We start from the raw sequence: 18,765 nt of genomic DNA, 5'->3' as shown, positions 1-18,765 counted from the left end.
AATTGCCAATCTACGTTCAATTTATCAGTGTGACGCCACTAATTCTTTAATCGATAGCCAGTGCGAAATATCCAATAAATAAGGGCCAAACACGTGACCATAAACACCAAAATCATTGCCGCACTGACGCCGACATTCACATCTGCAACATCGTAAAAACTCCAGCGAAAGGCGCTAATCAAATACACCACCGGATTCGCCAAGGTAATAGTCTGCCATAGTGGCGGCAGCATGCTAATTGAATAGAAACTCCCACCAAGAAAGGTTAAGGGAGTTACGATTAACATTGGCACCACTTGCAGCTTTTCAAAACCGTCGGCCCAAACACCAATGATAAAACCAAACAAGCTAAAGGTGATCGCCGTTAACACCAAAAAGGTAATCATCCAAAGCGGGTGGGCGATATGGTAGTCCACAAATAAGCGCGCGGTGAGCAATATAATTAAACCCAAAATAACCGACTTGCTCGCCGCTGCGCCCACATAGCCAATTACAATCTCGCGCATGGAAATCGGCGCTGACAAAATCTCGTATATGGTGCCGTTGTATTTAGGAAAATAAATACCAAAAGAGGCATTGGAAATACTTTCGGTCAATAGCGCCAACATCACCAAACCGGGAATGATGAACGCCCCGTAACTCACGCCGTCAATCTCCACCATGCGCGAACCAATCGCGGATCCAAACACCACAAAATACAGTGAGGTCGAGATGACTGGCGAGGCAATACTCTGCATCAAGGTGCGCCAAGTACGGCCTAATTCAAATTTATAAATCGCTCTTATCGCGTGCATATTCATTGTGCCGCCTCCGCATTTTGCGCTGCGCTACTTTCCCGCGCCGCCGACACCAAGCTGACAAAAATTTCCTCTAGGGAACGCTGTCGCGACTGCAAGTCTTTATAGTCGATGCCATGCTCATCCAAACGTCGGAACAAATCGGCGATACCGGTGTGCTCCGCCAAGGTGTCAAAATGGTAGATCAATTCCATCCCCTCTTTTCCCAAGCTCAGGGGGTAGGACTTCAGTTCTAGGGGAATTTCAGTGAGTGGCTGTTGCAGCTGTAAGCGCAGTTGTTTTTGGCCGAGCTTGTCCATAAGTGCGCTTTTGTCTTCGACGAGAATGATTTCTCCTTTACTAATCACGCCGATGCGATCGGCCATTTCCTCGGCCTCTTCAATATAGTGAGTGGTCAATATAATGGTTACTCCGCGCTCGCGCAGGCCGCGCACCATGTCCCACATATCGCGGCGCAGCTCTACATCCACCCCCGCGGTGGGTTCATCCAAAAACAGAATGTCGGGCTCATGAGACAGCGCCTTAGCAATCATCACGCGGCGTTTCATACCGCCAGACAAAGCCATTATGCGCGAGTCTTTTTTGTCCCATAGCGAGAGCTGCCGCAAAATCTGTTCGATATACGCAGCATTCGGCGGCTTACCAAATAGGCCGCGACTGAACTTCACGGTTGCCAGCACACTTTCAAAACCATCGGTGCATAGCTCCTGAGGAACCAATCCGATTTTGCTGCGCGCTGCGCGGTAGTCCCGAGCAATATCACTGCCATCGGCGCTAATATTGCCGCTACTGGGATTGACGATGCCGCAAATAATACTAATTAGCGTGGTCTTGCCCGCGCCATTGGGGCCGAGTAGGGCAAAAATTTCGCCGCGACGGATCTCGAGATTGACATTTTTTAAGGCCTGAAAGCCAGTGTCATACACTTTATTTAAATTTGTTACCTTGATAATGGCCGACACAGCAGCTCCTTTGTAAGTAACCGACAATAAGCTTGAGAAGTGTCCAGCAAGTACACCAGCGAGGCAAGGCTTGCGCAGTTTTATCTGAAGCGCCAGATAGCCTAGCCCGAGGATTCACTACCACGTAGCTGCTGCCAGAACATCCGCGCCGCGGTGTCGGTCATGGCGGCCACAGCCGCAGAGTCGAGATAAATACCGTCAATTAACAAACAACTCATGCCGTGCAGAGTAGACCAACTCACTTGGGCATAGCGCAATGCGTCCACCGCAGTTTCTTTAGCGGCAAATTGCTGCCAAGCCCTAACCTGATCAACATACAATTTAAAAGAGGCGTGGGCCTCATCCTTTAATGAAGCCGTTAATTGTTGCGACTTCCACAAATGGCCGCCAAACATAAGTCGGTAATATTCGGCATTGTTCACTGCAAAATCGATATAGTTGCGGATAAAATTACGGATAGTCTCCTCGTCGAGTACTGGACTTAACGCAGCGTTTGTTTCGCCGCCCGAATACGCCTGCGGGCCAAAACTGACTTGCACCCGAAAGCGCCGAAAACCCTCTTCTGCCACTGCGCACAGCAGGGCCTGTTTATCGCTAAAATGGTGGTAGGGAGCGGTGCGCGATACGCCTACTTCCTGAGCAAGCTTGCGCATCGACAAAGCGGCCTCGCCCTCGTCGCGAATGATGCTTGCCGCGGCGTCCAGCAATTGCCTCCGCAGGTCGCCGTGGTGATAAGGTTTACTGCTAGACAAGGTATTGTCAGGTATAAAATTAGTCATACATGCAATCTATCAAGCAATCTTGACGGCGTCTATATAGAGCACAGTTAGAGTTCAGCTAACATTCCGTTAGCGTGATAAATCAGGAACAAAGTGTCATCAGCGCACTCTATACTCGGTACTTAGCGCTCAGCCCCTGCGTTCGCCCCCACCAGAAACAATAGGAATATTATGGCCCGCCCCAAACTTAGCGCACTTGCCGGACTGTTCTGTGTTCTGGGTTTGCTTTTGGCTTCGGCTTGGCCGCAACCCAGCTTAGCAGCCAAAGCGAGCGAAGCGGCTAGCGAGCAGTTTCAAGTGAATGCCCCCCAACTCAAGGAAATGAGCGGCATCAGCGCCAGCCCCAGTCGCGCCAATCGCTATTGGGCGCACAACGACAGTGGCGACAGCTCGCGCCTATTTGCCTTTGACGAGCAAGGCAAGCTACTAACTGAACTGAAGGTCAAAGGCGCAACAGCCTTTGACTGGGAGGACATGAGTAGCTTCAGCGACAGCAGTGGCAGCTATTTATTAATTGGTGATATTGGCGACAATTTATCCTTCCGGCCCTTCACCGATGTTTATTTGCTAGCGGAACCCCAGACGCTAACTAGCCCACAGATGGAATTGGCCATTAGCCGCCATTTTTTATTGGTCAATGAAGACGGCCCCCGCGATGCCGAAGCACTGGCGGTAGACAGCCGCGAGCGCTTTGTTTACATCCTTAGCAAACGCGACATTCACCCCCGCCTCTATCGCTTTTCGCTAGATGCACTCACCGGCCAGCCGATTCCGCTGAACTATCTTGGCGAAGTGCGCAGTATTCCCAGCGCAGACAAACACCAAGCCCAAGGTGCCGGACGCATCACCCGCTTTTCGCCCACCGCCATGGAGTTCAGCCCCGCAGGCGATGCGGCGATCATTGTAACCTTGGGCAAAACTTATTATTTTCCCCGCAAGAAAACGCAAACGTGGCTACAAGCGCTAAACCAGACGCCAACAGTGGTAAATGTGAACAGAATGCCGCAGATTGAAGCTGGCACATTTAGTCGCGACAGCAAAAAGCTATTGATTGGATCGGAAGGCTTGCCCGCCAAAATTGAGGTAATCCCGCGCCCAAAGGCAAAATAATATAGCGCGGGGCGCGAATCGTCGGCGCAACCCATTAGGGCAACATCCAGTTGTGTAGTCTAAGCCTCACCCGCGTTACAGACGCCGCCGCCAGCGCTATACTATTGCAACATTTTCTATTACCGTGTTGACGATGACTATTCACGCCGCAAGCAAAACAACTGACAAACTCGACCCCGTATGGCAAACCATCCGCAAGGAGACCGCCTGCGAGGTTGAGCGCGAGCCTGTATTGGCCAGTTTTCTGCATTCGACTATTCTCAACCACGACACCTTGGAAACCGCACTGAGCTATCACTTGGCGCATATTCTCAACAGCCCAGCGGCGTCTGCTCTACTGGTGCGAGAAGTGATTGAAGAAGCATTTCTTACCGACCCAGAGATTGGCCGCGCCATACGCGCCGACATCTGCGCGGTGTTCGAGCGCGACTCCGCATGCTCGAGCTTGTCGATACCCTTTTTATACTTTAAAGGCTTCCACGCCCTGCAGTCCTACCGCATAGCTCACGCGCTGTGGCTGCAAGGTCGGACCTCGCTGGCACTGTATTTTCAAAACCGGATTTCCTGTGAGTTTGGCGTGGATATTCACCCTGCTGCCAAGATTGGTCGCGGTATTTTAATGGACCACGCCACGGGGATCGTCATTGGTGAAACCGCCGTGGTCGGCAATAATGTTTCCATTATGCAGTCGGTCACCCTTGGCGGTACCGGCAAAGAGGAAGGCGACCGCCACCCGAAAGTTGCTGACGGAGTATTACTCAGCGCTGGCGCCAAAATATTGGGTAATATCCATATTGGTGAGGGTGCACAAGTCATGGCGGGTAGCGTGGTATTGCGTGACGTACCTGCTCACACCATGGTCGCTGGTGTACCAGCCAAGGTCATCGGCAAGCCAGACTGCTTGGCCCCAGCGCTGTCGATGAATCACCGCGCCTGTTGCGACGAATAATATCCGCCGCAAGACCAGCGACGAGGCAACCCTCCTCTCGTCGCTAGCGCACTTAGTTTTAAAACACGTGTGAACTTCTCTTAGCGGCGGCATACCGGCTTAACGCCATTGGCCTGAGCACGCTGATACAGCGGTTTTGCCGTTACTAGCTGCCTCTGTAAATCTTTGATACGCGAGGCATGCGAGGGGTGAGTAGACATAAACTCCGGTGGCTGTCCGCCGCCAACTGCACTCATATTCTGCCAGAGCGCAATACTGGCTTCGGGATTAAAGCCAGACTTGGCCATCAAGTCCAAACCCACCAAATCCGCTTCTGATTCTTGAGCGCGGCCATAGGGCAGTACGACGCCATACTGGGTACCTAAACCGAGCAAACCCATCACCGTTTCTTTACCGGCGCCCTCACCCAATAACACGCCTACCAGCTGAGTACCGGTACCCGCCACACTCTGCACCGACATGCGCTCTGCACTGTGGTGGGCCAATACATGACCTACTTCATGGCCAATAACCGTGGCGAGCTGATCGGCATTTTTAGCCACGGCGAATATACCGGTGTGCACGCCAATTTTTTTGCCTGGCAAAGCAAACGCGTTGGCCGACGCCTCTTCAAACACCACAACTTCCCAACTGCCACGCCACTCAGAGGGCAAGCTAGCAGTAATCGCATCAGCAACGCAGCTAACATAGCGATTGGTGGCACTGTCTTTGTTGATGGTCATTTTCTTTTTCATTTCATCAAATGCAGTACCGCCCATTTGCGACATTTCACTATCGGAAAACAGCAGCACTTGACGACGACCCGTAGGCGACTCAGCGCACGCGACAACCGTTGCCGCCAATAACAAGGCCAAAACTGGCTTAATGATTTTCATAGAACTCCCTGTTGAATTAGTATATTAGGAAATAATGGCCTTCATTATGGCATAGCCGCCAGCGCTGTGAATGGTGTAATCTGCCAGAATTAGAAAAAGGAGTGTGAGCTGTGTCTGAAGTCTGTAGCTGGTGCCAAAGCGACCCACTGTATATTCGCTATCACAACGAAGAGTGGGGCGTACCCAGCGACGACGACGCCAAGCATTTTGAGTTTTTAACCTTGGAAGCCGCCCAAGCAGGTTTAAGTTGGCTGACCGTTTTGCGTAAACGCGAAGGCTATAAAAAAGCCTTCGCCAATTTCAACCCTCGTAAAGTCGCTAAATTTGACGAGGCTATGGTCGAGGTTTTAAAGGCAAACCCAGCGATTGTGCGCAATCGTTTAAAAATTGAAAGTGCGATTAGCAATGCTCGGCTATTTTTAGATATCCAAAAAGAATACGGGAGCTTTGCCCGCTATATGTGGTCTTACTTTAACGACAAGCCGATTCAAAACCACTGGCAAAGTATGGCCGAAATCCCCGCTACCAGCCCCGAATCTGACCAGATTAGCAAAGATCTTAAAAAGCGCGGTTTTCGTTTTTTTGGCAGCACTATTTGTTACGCCAATTTGCAGGCCTTGGGCTTTGTAAACGATCACCTGCTAAGCTGTCCTAGACACGCAGCGTGCGCCAAATTAGGCAAAAATTTCCAGCCACACTGGCAATAAGGAAAAACAAATGAAAACCACCAGCCTATTAATGCTCATCTTCGCCACCCTGCTAAGTGCTTGCAGCACCACCAAAGTGGTAAGTGACTACAACCCGAGCGTCGATTTCAGTCGCTACCAACGCTACATTTGGTCAGAAAACAACGGCGCAGATAAAAGCGTCTCACCCTTTATTATCGACAATGTTAAAACTGCCCTGCAAACTCAGCTCAATAACCGTCTGTTTACCAAAGCCAAAACGCCCCAAACGGCCGACTTCATTGTTCAATACTATTTAGCCGAAGCCGCCGACACCATTGACCGCAGCCCCCGCCTAGGCTTAGGGATTGGCAGTTTTGGCGGCAATTTTGGTATGAGTAGCTCGGTGGGTGTTCCACTTGGCAAAGACACCGTCAACCGCAATGTGCAAATTATTATTGATTTTCTAAGCTCCGCCGACATGAAGTTAAGCTGGCGGGGTTCACTCGTTGTCGAACTGCACAACAACGACCCCAAAGCCAATGCCGCTATCACTGAACAGGCAGTGGATGCGATATGGAATCAGTTTCCACCAACTAAATAATCGTCCGTTAAAAGCGCTAATTTAAACACAGGCTCGATTGTAAAATTGGCCACTTACGATGGCCCAATCATATGGCGCCGCACAAGCAATACCCCGTCCTTTTGTCTCGTGAGGCACATAGAAAACTAGCAAATAGATCACCACACGCTCGGTGGACAAGGCGATAGAATAACGGCAGACGAAATCGGCGCTCCGTCGCGAGCGCCGCGTCCCCTCAGCCATGCGGTGCGGTTTTAGCGCTCAGCGGCGCGTGAGGCAAGATAGCTTTTGATTTCATCCAAGGTCACACTACCACGCTGGGTCTGGTCAATATCGTCAAATTTGCGGGTGACAAAACGCATGCCGCCTGCCTTGGCTTCTTCGAGGCTAAGCTTACCGTCGCCGTTGCTGTCGGATTCGCTAAAGCGCTCGGTCAGTTTTTGCACCAGTTTTTCCTGCCGTGTCAGCTCCTCGTCGGCCTGTGCGGCCACAATTACACCACAGCTGAGTAGCGCGGCGATGATCGCCTGATGGTATTTTTTCATTGTTGACTCCTTTTGAGGTTGTAGATGCTCTAACGCGATGGACAGGCAATTTCACTGCCGCTGCCATCAAAGCAGGTTGCGCTATGGCTGACGCCAGCTTCTTTACTATACTGGGTGTTGCCCTGATAAGTATTTCCCGTTTGCGCGTTGGTGATAGCGGTGTCGCGGTTCTGGGTGAGATTGCCATTGGCATCGCGCTGATAACCACCGTTTGTTTCAACGCCGCCTTTCTCGCCACTGGCTTTCAAGCCGCTTTGATGTTGCACCGATCCATCCGCGCCGTGCACGGTGTTGCTAAAGCGTCCGCCTTGGCCACCATTGGGCGTTCGGAACAAACCGCCGCTGGTTTTGCTGACATTGCCTTGATCATCGCTGCGAACGACCCGACGTTGCGCCAATACACCGCCGTTTTCGGCCGCCACATACCGACCGGCACCAACGGTGCGGCCGCCCTTCATATTGTCCCGATCAACGTGTCGCCCATCGGCCGCCGCGCTGCTGGCACCAGCCAAGCTGGCTAGGCTGAGACCGAAACAAAAGGCCATGGTGGTGATTGAGGTTTTCATAGTGTGCTCTCCGTATTGATTATGCAGGCGTGTTATCGACAGTGACCAATTTACGGGAATGGCGGTCTTGCTGGGTTACAGGCAAGAGCTGAAGTATGACTAGAGATAACCTAGGAGGCTGCTGTAACCCATTGCAACAATCTGGCCGAAGGTAACTTGCCGAGAGTGCTTTATGATGCACCAGTGATAGCAGAAACGGATAAAGCATGAGCGACTATAAAGGCAAACTACTGGTGCTAGACGACGAGGTGGAGCTTCGGGCACTGCTCAGTAACTATCTGGGCTCTCGGGGCTACCTAGTACGCCAAGCGGAAAACGCCAGACACTTAGATACATTGCTGGCGCGGGAAAGCTTCGATGTGCTGATACTTGACCTGATGATGCCAGGCGAGGATGGTTTGTCGATTTGTAAACGGCTGCGGCTGGCGGGTGAGACCATTCCAATTCTCATGTTGACTGCGCGGAGAGAGACTATCGACCGCATTGTCGGTTTGGAGATGGGGGCTGACGATTATTTGGGCAAACCATTCGAACCGCGGGAGCTGCTGGCGCGGCTCGACGCGATGTTGCGGCGGCAAAGCATTCTGGGCGCTCACCATAAACAGCATGCCGAAGCCTGCGAAGGGTTTGGCGACTACCGCTTAGACTACTCAGGCCGCCGCCTATTTCACGGTGACCGCGAGCTGCCGATTCACAGTGCTGAATTCGATTTATTGCAGGTACTGGTCGCCAATCGCGGTCGGCCACTCAGTCGCGAGCGCTTGCTTGACCTCACCCGTGGCCGAGGCGCGAATCTTACCGAGCGCAGTGTCGATGTACAGATCCTGCGCATCCGCCGGTTGTTGGAAGACGACCCCAGCGGATCCAAATACATTGTGACAGTTCGCGGGAAAGGCTATATGTTAGCGGATGAGATCAAGCCATGAAATTGTTTCCCGCCAGCCTGCTGGGCCGCAACACGCTGCTGCTAATTACTCTGATTCTGCTTGGGCAGATCTTTGCTGGCCTGCTGTTTCGGCAGTTTGTGCAAAAGCCTTTTGTAGAACGTCTGTCCACGATACTGGCCAACGACCTGATCGCCGTGCAAGCGGGTCTAAGCGCCCTGCCCGAGACCCAACGCCAGCCCTTTGTTGAAGCTTACAATATCCGTGACAGGGCGCTGCGTGACGACACGGTTGACCTAGAGATCATCCTGCCAGCGGAGAAGCTGCTAATACGCCGCACGTCAGCCAAACTCGCGAAAAAAGGGATAAAGGTTATCTGGCGGCGCGAAGCCGAAGAACAGTATTTTGCACAATTCAGTGTCACCAATAGCAGTTACTGGGTGTCTACCAGCGGCATGCAGCGGGGCAACCGGCTACCCAGAGCAGCGCTATTTTCCTGGTTGGTGGGTATTAGCCTAGCCTTAGCTGGCGCATATTTAATACAGCGTCGTTTGAATAAGCCACTGAGACAATTGGCAATCGCCGCCGATCAAGTCGCCAAAAATGAACATATTGACGCATTGCCCGAAGATGGCCCCGACGAAATAGCCAAAGTCTGCCGCCGCTTTAACCTCATGCAGCGAGAACTACTGGAACAGGAGCGCCAGCGCGCACTAATGCTAGCCGGTGTTTCCCACGACCTGCGCACACCGTTAACCAAAATTCGCCTGGCCACCGAAATGTTAGGTTGTGGCAGCGATGAGGATAACCGCGACAGTATTATTCGCAGCTGCACACAGCTTGACGCCATTATCGACCAGTTTGTTGATTTTGCTGGCGTGGGTAACAGCGAAGCCAGAGCGCGGTTGGAGTTGTCGGCACTGATTCGCGAGGTGGTGGAAGACAGCCAACTTGACTTTACGCTATCAGTGGAACTGGGGCATTACGTCTGGCTGCGGCCCCGAGCATTTAAGCGTGCACTCTCGAATATTTTGGAAAACGCCCACCGTTACGGCGCGCCGGAGTTTGGCGTGGTCTTGCGTGGTGAACAAGACCATGTGGCGGTATATGTCAGAGATAGAGGCGATGGCATCGACGAAGACCAAGCGGAAGCCTTGCTAAAGCCCTTCACCCGTGGCAACAGCGCCCGTAGTGGCCCGCTAGGAGCCGGATTGGGGCTAGCGATTGCCTGGCGGATTATCAGCATGGAGCAAGGCGAGCTGCAACTAGGTAATCGTCAGGGTGGTGGTCTGGAGGTGTGTATCTCGCTGCCGCTGCCTTAAACAGTAAATTGCCTAATCGCCCCTCAAGTCATTTCAACTGAACGAGTAGTCATCAAGGTTTGTATACCCCAAAGGCTAAAGGCGTGTTATTCGAAATGCTAGAACTTTTACCAAGACCATGCAGGGAAGCTTTGGTGAGTTTTTAACGGACAACTATATAGCAGTGCCTGCTCAGCGAAAACAATAGGGGAATAACGCCTTAATAGCGGCTTTATCCATATTCTGAAACAGCTGAATATTTCGCTCCGGAATTGCCTCTGGATCAGGGTACACCGCTAATACCGCCTCAAGACTAGCCTCGCGCAGTAGATGAAATATCGGGTAAGGCGCCCGATTGGTGAAGTTTTCCGCATCACTTAGCTCAGTTCCAGCAAACTGGTAATGGGGATGGAAGCTGGCAATTTGAATCACCCCTTCCCAATCACCTTCCTCCACCATGGCATCGGCGATATCGAGAAAGTCGTTATAGTCGTAAAAATCAGCCAGCATATTGGGCACAACTAAAAGACTGGTTTCCAATTCGGCGGCGGGAGTTTCCTCTAATCGGCACAGCCCTAGATGTAAATCACCCGCCAACTCTTCGGGGGTTTGGGCCAAACTAACATCTATTCGCACCCGCGCTTCCAGCAAGGGTTTGGCGGCAAAGGGGCACAAACCCAAACCCACCACAACCTGCTCCAGCCAAGCGCGGACACCGCCCTCAACAATCTCAATACTAGCTTTTTCACCGTTTATAGTGCTCATTTAACTCCCAAAATCACCTTGGCAATAGATTTATCGGCAATCACAGTCACGCCGCTTAGACAAAAATACAATAATAAAGCCCCATAAAGCACGGGGCAGCCTGCCCAGACACTGATAGACTGAAGCAGAGGATTGTAGCAGTAATGGCCACACTCTCTTAGGCCCAGCGCTACTCCATAAGCTAGCTACGGTTAGGAGCACAATAATATGAAACGCTATTTTTTTCTGGCTGATAATCTCGACAAACTCGAAGCTGTTGAACACGACCTTGAAGCAAACGGAATCTCCACCCCGCAAATACATATTTTAAGCAATGATGACAGCGGCGTGACAGTACGCAAACTCAATGATGTGGAAGCCGTGTTACGCAAAGACGTAGTTCATTCAATGGAACGCGGCGCACTGCTTGGTGCAGCGGCTGGAGCCGTTGTACTTGCGGTGGGGCATTACTCTGGCGCGACTGACACAGCGGCAGGCTGGATGCCCTTTATTTTCCTCGCCATTGTGGTGCTCGGCTTCTTCACTTGGGAAGGTGGCCTCTTTGGTATTCAAGAACCACACCACGAGTTCAAACGTTTCCAGCAGGCCTTGGCCAGCGGTCGCCATTTATTACTTATCGATATTAACGAAAAAGACCACGGCATACTCAATCGTGTGACCGCGCACTACCCCGAACTGGAATTTTCCGGCACCGGCAACGGCGCGCCCCAGTGGTTTATTAGCCTCCAAAACAGATGGAAGCATTTTGTGGAGGTTATGCCCTAGGCCTTAAACTTTAACTGAGGTATCTATAAAGCTACGAAAAAAGGCGGGATAACCCGCCTTTTTTACGATTAAAGCTTAGCAATTACTTGCGGTGATATGGCGCCGATAGCTCTCGAACACATTCGATGAATGCGCCAGCATGCGCTGGGTCTACCTCAGGGGTAATCCCGTGACCCAAATTAAATACGTGACCAGGGCCAGTGCCGTAACGGGCTAAGATTATCGCAACTTCTTCGCGAATCCGCGCCGGCGACGCCCGCAGCATAGAAGGATCCATATTGCCCTGCAGGGCAACTTTATCGCCAACCCGAGCTCTCGCCGCACCAATATCGGTAGTCCAGTCTAGGCCCAGCGCCGAGGCACCTGTTGCCGCCATCAACTCTAACCACTGCCCGCCGTTTTTGGTGAACAATATAACCGGCACTTTGCGACCATCATTTTCTTTAATCAGGCCATCAACAATCTGCTGCATATAACGCAGGCTGAATTCTTGATACGCATTGTGACTAAGTGCCCCGCCCCAAGTATCAAAGATTTGCACCGCTTGAGCTCCAGCGCGAATTTGATCGTTCAAATAGGCAGTGACGCTTTTAGCCAGTTTATCTAATAAGGCGTGCATCAATTCTGGCTGGTCAAAAGCCAAGGCCTTGCAGCGGGCATGGTCTTTTGAGCCACCGCCCTCAACCATATAGGTAGCTAAAGTCCAAGGGCTGCCAGAAAAACCAATTAACGGCACGCGGCCATTGAGCTCACGACGGATAGTACGCACCGCGTCGCAAACGTAAGTGAGGTCATTCTCGCCATCGACAATCGGCAAGGCGTCAACATCGGCCATGGTGCGCACGGTTTTCTTAAAGCGTGGGCCTTCGCCAGTTTCAAAATACAAGCCCAAACCCATCGCATCGGGAATAGTCAAAATATCTGAAAACAGAATAGCGGCATCTAGCGGATAGCGCTCTAGCGGCTGTAAAGTCACCTCGCAGGCCAGCTCAGGATTCATGCACAGCGACATAAAATCGCCGGCCTTGCCCCGAGTAGCACGGTATTCAGGTAGATAACGGCCAGCTTGGCGCATCATCCATACCGGCGTGTATTCCACCGGTTCGCGCTGCAGGGCGCGGAGAAAGGTATCGTTTTTAAGTTCAGTCATAAGTCGCTCAATGCTAGACGGTAAACGGGAGACGCTAGGATGGAACGCCACACAGTTTTTGCGTTTTCCGTCTCCCGTCTAGCGTCCTGCGATTTAAACTTTTAAGTAATCCAATATGCCTTCAGCGGCTTGGCGGCCTTCCCATACGGCAGTAACCACCAAGTCTGAGCCGCGCACCATATCGCCACCAGCAAATATCTTCGGGTTGCTGGTTTGGAATTTATAGGTTTGCTGCTCGGCGGCATCGATACCGCCCCAGCTATTTACGGTAACACCAGCGTCTTGTATCCACGACGGTGGATTGGGCTGGAAGCCAAAGGCAACCAAGACCACGTCTGCGGGAATCACTTCTTCGCTGCCTGGAATCACTTCGGGGCGGCGACGACCATTCTCGTCGGCTTCACCAAGCTGAGTACTTACAACTTTGATGCCTTCGACATGCTCATCACCAACAATGGCGATTGGCTGGCGATTAAAGAAGAACTGCACGCCTTCTTCACCGGCGTTTTGTACTTCTTTACGCGAACCTGGCATATTTTCTTCATCGCGGCGGTAAGCGCAAACTACGCTTTCGGCGCCCTGACGAATCGAGGTGCGGTTACAGTCCATTGCCGTGTCACCACCGCCTAAAACCACAACCCGCTTGCCTTTCACGTCAATAAAGTCGGCTGCGCTTTTTTCCCAGCCCATATTGCGATTTACATTAGAAACCAAAAACGGCAGAGCGTCGTAAACACCTGGCAGATCTTCACCGGGGAAGCCGCCCTTCATGTATTTGTAAGTACCCATACCGAGGAATACGGCGTCGTATTCGTCAAGCAAGGACTCGAGTGTGATATCAACACCAACATCAACGTTAACTCGGAACTCGACGCCCATGTCTTCCAACACTTTGCGGCGACGCTGGATAACAGACTTCTCAAGTTTAAACTCGGGAATACCAAAGGTCAGCAAACCGCCAATTTCTGGATAGCGATCAAATACCACTGGTTTAACACCAGCGCGCACCAATACATCGGCACAACCGATACCGGCAGGGCCAGAACCAATCACCGCAACTTTCTTATCAGTCCACACCCGCTTAGACATATCTGGGCGCCAACCCATGGCCAGTGCAGTATCGGTTATGTACTTTTCGGTAGAGCCAATTGTAACCGCGCCAAAACCGTCATTTAGGGTACATGCACCTTCGCACAGACGATCCTGCGGGCAAACTCGGCCACACACCTCAGGCAAGCTATTGGTCTGGTGGCTTAACTCCGCCGCCTCGAACAAATTGCCCTCGGTGACTAGTTTTAGCCAATTGGGGATATAGTTATGAACTGGGCATTTCCACTCACAATAGGGATTGCCACAGCTCAGGCAACGGTGCGACTGCTGCTTTACGTCCTCTTCTTTATAAGGCTCGTAAATTTCAACAAACGCAGTTTTACGCTGCACCATGTCTTTTTTGCTGGGATCCTGACGACTAACATCAAGAAACTGGAATGTATTTTGTAAACGTTCTGCCATTTTCGATTTACCTCATCGCTACTCGGCTTAGCTTATTCCGGACGTCTTCTGGTGGAGTCAAGCAAACGGCTGAGGCTCGCCGCCTTAGGCTTAATCATCCAGAACTTACCGATGTAGTCATCAAAATTATCAAGTATATGCTGACCCCAAGCCGATCCAGTTTCAGTCACAAACTCTTGAATATTGCCGCGCAGATGTGCCCGATATGCCTCCATAGACTCAGAGGTAATCCGACACATTTCGACTAGCTCACTGTTATAGCGATCGACGAAGCGGTTGGCTTCATCGAGCACATAGGCGAAGCCACCGGTCATACCTGCACCAAAATTGACCCCTGTAGGACCCAATACGGTCACATTACCGCCAGTCATGTATTCACAGCAGTGATCACCAGCGCCTTCTACTACCGCATGGGCGCCAGAGTTACGCACGCCAAAGCGCTCGCCGGCAATACCCGCGGCAAACAATTTACCGCCTGTAGCACCGTACAAACAGGTATTACCAATAATCGCGGTATCCTGGCTAGCAAACACGCTACCTTTGGGTGGGTAAATTACTAATTTACCGCCAGCCATGCCTTTACCGACATAGTCGTTAGCATCGCCTTCCAAGAGCATGTTCAGGCCACCCGCATTCCACACCCCAAAGCTCTGACCCGCAGTGCCTTTTAGGTTGAGGATAACCGGTGCATCTTCCATCCCAAGATTGCCATAACGCTTGGCAATCTCACCGGACAGACGTGCGCCAATAGAGCGATCGCAGTTAGTAACAGCAAAATCTAATTCAATACCGGTTTTCGCTTCAATTGCCGGCAGTGCCGCGGCAACCATTGCCTCGGCTTTCTCGCCCTTGTCGAAAGGTGCGTTTAGATCCACTTCGCAGAACTCAGGCTGACCGGCCATTGCCGGATCTTTGTACAAGATCGGTGCCAAGTCGAGCAAGCCGTGTTTGTCAGTCTGGCCCTGTTTCTGTTCCATTAAATCGGTGCGGCCAATCAACTCAGCCATAGTGCGAATGCCCATGCTGGCCATCCACTCGCGGGTTTCCATCGCGATAAAGGTGAAGAAATTCATCACCATTTCGACAGTGCCAATAAAGTGTTCATCGCGCAGGCGCTCATCTTGAGTAGCCACACCCGTTGCGCAGTTATTCAAGTGGCAGATACGCAGGTATTTACAACCTAACGCCACCATTGGCGTGGTACCAAAGCCAAAGCTCTCAGCGCCGAGCATCGCCGCTTTAACCACGTCGAGGCCGGTTTTTAAGCCACCGTCGGTCTGAACCCGCACTTTGCCGCGCAAGCCATTGCCGCGCAAAGTTTGCTGGGCTTCGGACAAACCGAGTTCCCACGGCGAGCCAGCATAGCGGATTGAGGTAATTGGGCTTGCCGCCGTACCACCGTCATAACCAGAAATGGTAATCAAATCGGCATAGGCTTTAGCAACACCCGCGGCGATAGTGCCAACGCCGGGCTCAGACACCAATTTAACCGACACTAACGCGCTGGGATTAACCTGTTTAAGGTCAAAAATCAGCTGGGCCAAATCCTCGATAGAATAAATATCGTGGTGTGGCGGCGGTGAAATCAAGGTTACGCCAGGCACCGCATAGCGCAAGCGCGCGATCAAGGCGTTTACTTTACCGCCAGGCAACTGGCCACCTTCGCCAGGTTTCGCACCCTGAGCCACTTTAATCTGCAGAACTTCGGCATTCACCAAGTAATGCGGGGTAACACCAAAGCGGCCAGAGGCAACCTGCTTAATTTTAGATACCCGCTCAGTGCCGTAGCGCGCGGGATCTTCACCGCCCTCACCAGAGTTTGAACGACCGCCAAGCCGGTTCATCGCCGTTGCCAGCGCCTCGTGAGCCTCGGGGCTCAATGCACCCAGCGACATACCTGCCGAGTCGAAGCGGCGCAGCACGCTCTCTATAGGTTCGACTTCATCAAGCGGAATAGGCTTAACGTCGCCTTTAATGCCAAGCAAGTCGCGCAAAGTCGCCACTGGGCGGGTATTCACGAGATTCGCGTATTTTTTCCAAACCGCGTAGTCACCGCTCTTAACCGCGTCTTGCAGTGTCATTACCACATCGGGGTTAAACGCATGATATTCTTTGCCGTGCACGTATTTCAGCAGGCCACCCTGATCTAGCGGCTTACGCGGCAGCCATGCGATGGTCGCCAAGGCTTCTTGATCGCGTTGCAACTCGGCATAACCTGCTCCGGCGATACGGCTAGCAACACCCTTAAAGCATGTGTTTACAATCTCGTCAGCTAAACCAATAGCCTCAAATAACTGGGCGCCACGGTAAGAGGCGATAGTCGATATGCCCATTTTGGACATAATTTTGAGCAGACCTTTATTAATGCCTTTGCAGTAATTGGTGTGCGCAGTCTGCTCGTCGCCGAGAATCGAGCCATCTTCCAACATATCGCTAATAACAGCGAAGGCCATATAAGGGTAGACCGCCGTCGCACCAAAACCAAACAAGCAGGCCATTTGATGAGAGTCGCGGCCGCTGCCAGTTTCAACAACAATATTGGCATCGCAGCGTAAACCCTGTTTTATCAAGTGGTGATGCACGGCTCCCGTTGCCAGCAAGCTGTGAACAACCAACATGCCAGGTTCAATACCACGATCACTTAATAACAAAATAACTTTACCGCTGCGCACGGCGGCTTCAGCCGCTTCGGCAACAGCAGTCACTGCGTCTTGCAGGGAGGTCAATGCTGGGTCATACGCCAGTTCAATCCGCGCTAGCGGGTAGCGCGGCGAATCAACGTGCATCAGCCGGTCAAATTTATCTGGCGATAACACTGGGCTAGTCAGAATCAAACGGTCGGCGTGGTCAGCCGTTTGTTCAAAAACATTTTGCTCAGCGCCGAGCAACGTTTCCAGACTCATTACAATCGACTCCCGCAGGGGGTCGATTGGCGGATTGGTAACCTGCGCAAATTTTTGACGGAAGTAATCGTATAGCGAGCGCTGCTGACGGCTCAGAACCGCCATCGGCGTATCGTCACCCATCGAACCAACGGCTTCGTTGCCGCTATCGGCCAAAGCAGACAACACCTGCTCACGCTCTTCAAAGCTGACTTGGAAATACTTTTGCAAGGCAACGAGGGTATCGCCCTCGGGCAGGTCGGGGCGATTGCCCTGCGCCAATTGGTCTTGCAGACGATTGCCGTTTTCGCGCAGCCACTGTTTATAGGGGTGTGCAGACTTCAGGCGATTATCCACTTCTTCGGTGTGCAGGACTTCACCGGTTTCAGTGTCAACAACCAATATTTGCCCAGGCCCAACTCGGCCCTTGGCGACAACGTCGTCTGGCTGATAACCGTAGGTGCCAATTTCGGATGCCACGGTAATAAAACCGTCTTTGGTAATCACCCAGCGCGACGGGCGCAAGCCGTTGCGGTCGAGCATACATACGGCGTAACGGCCGTCGGTAAGCACCAAACCAGCAGGGCCGTCCCACGGCTCCATATGCATGGAGTTGTATTCGTAGAATGCTTTTAAATCCGCATCCATGTGTTCAATATTTTGCCAAGCTGGCGGCACTAACATACGCACCGCGCGGAATAGATCCATGCCCCCAGCAACCAGCAATTCAAGCATATTATCCAAGCTTGAAGAGTCAGAGCCAGTGCGATTCACTAGCGGCATTAAGCCTGCAACGTCAGGCAACAGCGGGCTGCTGAAGTTTTTGGTTCTCGCCTCAGCCCAGTTGCGGTTACCTTCAATAGTGTTTATTTCACCATTGTGGGCCAGCATGCGGAATGGCTGAGCCAGCGGCCAACGTGGACTGGTATTGGTTGAGAAGCGCTGATGGAATACGCATATCGCCGTTTCCAGCTCAGGATTCGCTAGGTCTAGGTAAAAACGCGGCAAATCCACCGGCATTACCAAACCTTTATAAGCAATTACGTCGGCCGAGAGGCTACAGATATAAAAATCCGGATCATCTTTTGTCGCAATTTCCACTTCGCGGCGCACCACAAAAAGGCAAGTACGCAGCTGTTGGGTATCCATGCCCTCAACGTTAATGAACAACTGTTCAATACGAGGCAGGCTAGACAGGGCGATTTCGCCGCACACCGTTGGATCGATAGCAACTTCACGCCAGCCAGCAGGCTGTAAGTTGTTGTTTTTGAGGACAGTCTCAAAGGCATCCCGAGCCGCTTTAGCGCGCAGTGGATCGCGGCTTAAAAAGATTTGGCCAACACCGTAGGTTGCCGTTAATTCAACGCCATTTGCCTCACGGGCCATAGTCCGCAGGAATGCATCGGGCTTTTTAAGCAGCAAGCCGCAGCCGTCACCGGTTTTACCGTCGGCGGCAATGCCGCCGCGGTGCGTCATGCAGGTCAGCGACTCAATAGCAGTCTGCAATAAAGTGTGACTGGCGGTGCCCTGCATGTGAGCGATCAGGCCAAAGCCACAGTTGTCGCGCACATCTTCAGGTCTGTACAGGCCTGTACTCATAAAACGACTCTCGCAAAATTTACTAAGAAAAACAAAAAGATAGTCGGAAAGAATGTTTCAGGATTTTTCACATACC

Annotated in this window: 17 protein-coding genes; 7 read left to right on the top strand and 10 right to left on the bottom strand. The window is 51.9% G+C overall.

The features are described 5' to 3' along the window. Positions 1-38: 38 nt before the first annotated feature. The 3 genes from P1U47_RS07725 to P1U47_RS07715 all read right to left on the bottom strand — a co-directional run bounded on the left by P1U47_RS07725 (position 39) and on the right by P1U47_RS07715 (position 2,538). Positions 39-800: an ABC transporter permease gene (locus P1U47_RS07725; RefSeq protein WP_301028120.1), complete on the bottom strand. Its 762-nt coding sequence runs from the start codon at positions 798-800 to the stop codon at positions 39-41. Further along, entirely contained in the window at positions 797-1,759 is a 963-nt protein-coding gene (locus tag P1U47_RS07720; protein ID WP_301028119.1) for an ABC transporter ATP-binding protein, read from the bottom strand. Before P1U47_RS07720 ends, P1U47_RS07725 begins: the two co-directional genes overlap by 4 nt. A gap of 101 nt (positions 1,760-1,860) precedes the next feature. Next, positions 1,861-2,538: a TetR/AcrR family transcriptional regulator gene (locus P1U47_RS07715; protein WP_301028118.1), complete on the bottom strand. Its 678-nt coding sequence runs from the start codon at positions 2,536-2,538 to the stop codon at positions 1,861-1,863. Positions 2,539-2,709: 171 nt separating this feature from the next. On the opposite strand from P1U47_RS07715, the gene P1U47_RS07710 reads away from it, so the two are divergent. Both P1U47_RS07710 and cysE read left to right on the top strand, forming a co-directional pair. Next, a complete protein-coding gene (locus P1U47_RS07710) occupies positions 2,710-3,648 on the top strand; it encodes a hypothetical protein (RefSeq protein WP_301028117.1) in 939 nt (312 codons plus the stop codon). Between the two features lie 133 nt (positions 3,649-3,781). Continuing rightward, positions 3,782-4,597 (top strand): serine O-acetyltransferase, encoded by an 816-nt coding sequence (cysE, locus tag P1U47_RS07705; protein ID WP_301028116.1) that lies wholly within the window; start codon positions 3,782-3,784, stop codon positions 4,595-4,597. Between the two features lie 80 nt (positions 4,598-4,677). Here the strand turns inward: cysE and P1U47_RS07700 are convergent, their stop codons facing one another. Then, positions 4,678-5,472, bottom strand: coding sequence for a M48 family metallopeptidase (locus P1U47_RS07700; protein WP_301028115.1), 795 nt, complete (start codon positions 5,470-5,472; stop codon positions 4,678-4,680). Between the two features lie 110 nt (positions 5,473-5,582). On the opposite strand from P1U47_RS07700, the gene P1U47_RS07695 reads away from it, so the two are divergent. After that, complete coding sequence (locus P1U47_RS07695; RefSeq protein WP_301028114.1) at positions 5,583-6,179, top strand: DNA-3-methyladenine glycosylase I; 597 nt, start codon at positions 5,583-5,585, stop codon at positions 6,177-6,179. Between the two features lie 10 nt (positions 6,180-6,189). Beyond that, positions 6,190-6,741, top strand: a complete 552-nt coding sequence (locus P1U47_RS07690) for a DUF4136 domain-containing protein (RefSeq protein WP_301028113.1) — start codon at positions 6,190-6,192, stop codon at positions 6,739-6,741. A 233-nt stretch (positions 6,742-6,974) separates the two neighbouring features. Here P1U47_RS07690 and P1U47_RS07685 read toward each other — a convergent pair whose 3' ends face one another. Further along, positions 6,975-7,265, bottom strand: a complete 291-nt coding sequence (locus P1U47_RS07685) for an EF-hand domain-containing protein (protein ID WP_301028111.1) — start codon at positions 7,263-7,265, stop codon at positions 6,975-6,977. A gap of 29 nt (positions 7,266-7,294) precedes the next feature. Next, positions 7,295-7,831 (bottom strand): hypothetical protein, encoded by a 537-nt coding sequence (locus P1U47_RS07680; protein ID WP_301028110.1) that lies wholly within the window; start codon positions 7,829-7,831, stop codon positions 7,295-7,297. Positions 7,832-8,037: 206 nt separating this feature from the next. On the opposite strand from P1U47_RS07680, the gene P1U47_RS07675 reads away from it, so the two are divergent. Beyond that, positions 8,038-8,757, top strand: a complete 720-nt coding sequence (locus P1U47_RS07675) for a response regulator (protein WP_301028109.1) — start codon at positions 8,038-8,040, stop codon at positions 8,755-8,757. Further along, on the top strand, positions 8,754-10,037 hold the full coding sequence (locus P1U47_RS07670) for an ATP-binding protein (protein ID WP_301028108.1): 1,284 nt from the start codon (positions 8,754-8,756) through the stop codon (positions 10,035-10,037). The genes P1U47_RS07675 and P1U47_RS07670 overlap by 4 nt, the downstream gene beginning before the upstream one ends. 171 nt (positions 10,038-10,208) lie before the next feature. Here P1U47_RS07670 and P1U47_RS07665 read toward each other — a convergent pair whose 3' ends face one another. Then, the gene (locus tag P1U47_RS07665; protein WP_301028107.1) at positions 10,209-10,781 is read right to left on the bottom strand and encodes a DUF1415 domain-containing protein; all 573 of its coding nucleotides are present in this window, start codon (positions 10,779-10,781) and stop codon (positions 10,209-10,211) included. 207 nt (positions 10,782-10,988) lie between these two features. Between P1U47_RS07665 and P1U47_RS07660 the strand changes: the two genes are divergently transcribed. Beyond that, positions 10,989-11,546 carry an NAD/FAD-utilizing enzyme gene (locus P1U47_RS07660; protein WP_301028105.1) on the top strand — a complete coding sequence of 186 codons (558 nt, stop codon included), beginning with the start codon at positions 10,989-10,991 and terminating at the stop codon, positions 11,544-11,546. An 82-nt stretch (positions 11,547-11,628) separates the two neighbouring features. On the opposite strand, the gene hemE is transcribed toward P1U47_RS07660, so the two are convergent. The 3 genes from hemE to gltB form a co-directional block, all read right to left on the bottom strand. Beyond that, positions 11,629-12,696: a uroporphyrinogen decarboxylase gene (hemE, locus tag P1U47_RS07655; RefSeq protein WP_301028103.1), complete on the bottom strand. Its 1,068-nt coding sequence runs from the start codon at positions 12,694-12,696 to the stop codon at positions 11,629-11,631. A 93-nt stretch (positions 12,697-12,789) separates the two neighbouring features. Next, complete coding sequence (locus tag P1U47_RS07650) at positions 12,790-14,208, bottom strand: FAD-dependent oxidoreductase (RefSeq protein ID WP_301028102.1); 1,419 nt, start codon at positions 14,206-14,208, stop codon at positions 12,790-12,792. Between the two features lie 32 nt (positions 14,209-14,240). Next, positions 14,241-18,689: a glutamate synthase large subunit gene (gene gltB, locus P1U47_RS07645; RefSeq protein ID WP_301028101.1), complete on the bottom strand. Its 4,449-nt coding sequence runs from the start codon at positions 18,687-18,689 to the stop codon at positions 14,241-14,243. Positions 18,690-18,765 lie beyond the last annotated feature (76 nt).

Source organism: Zhongshania sp., assembly GCF_029212375.1.
GTDB lineage: Bacteria > Pseudomonadota > Gammaproteobacteria > Pseudomonadales > Spongiibacteraceae > Spongiibacter.
Note: the sequence above shows the minus strand (reverse complement) of the source record. Positions and strands in the feature narration are given on the sequence as shown.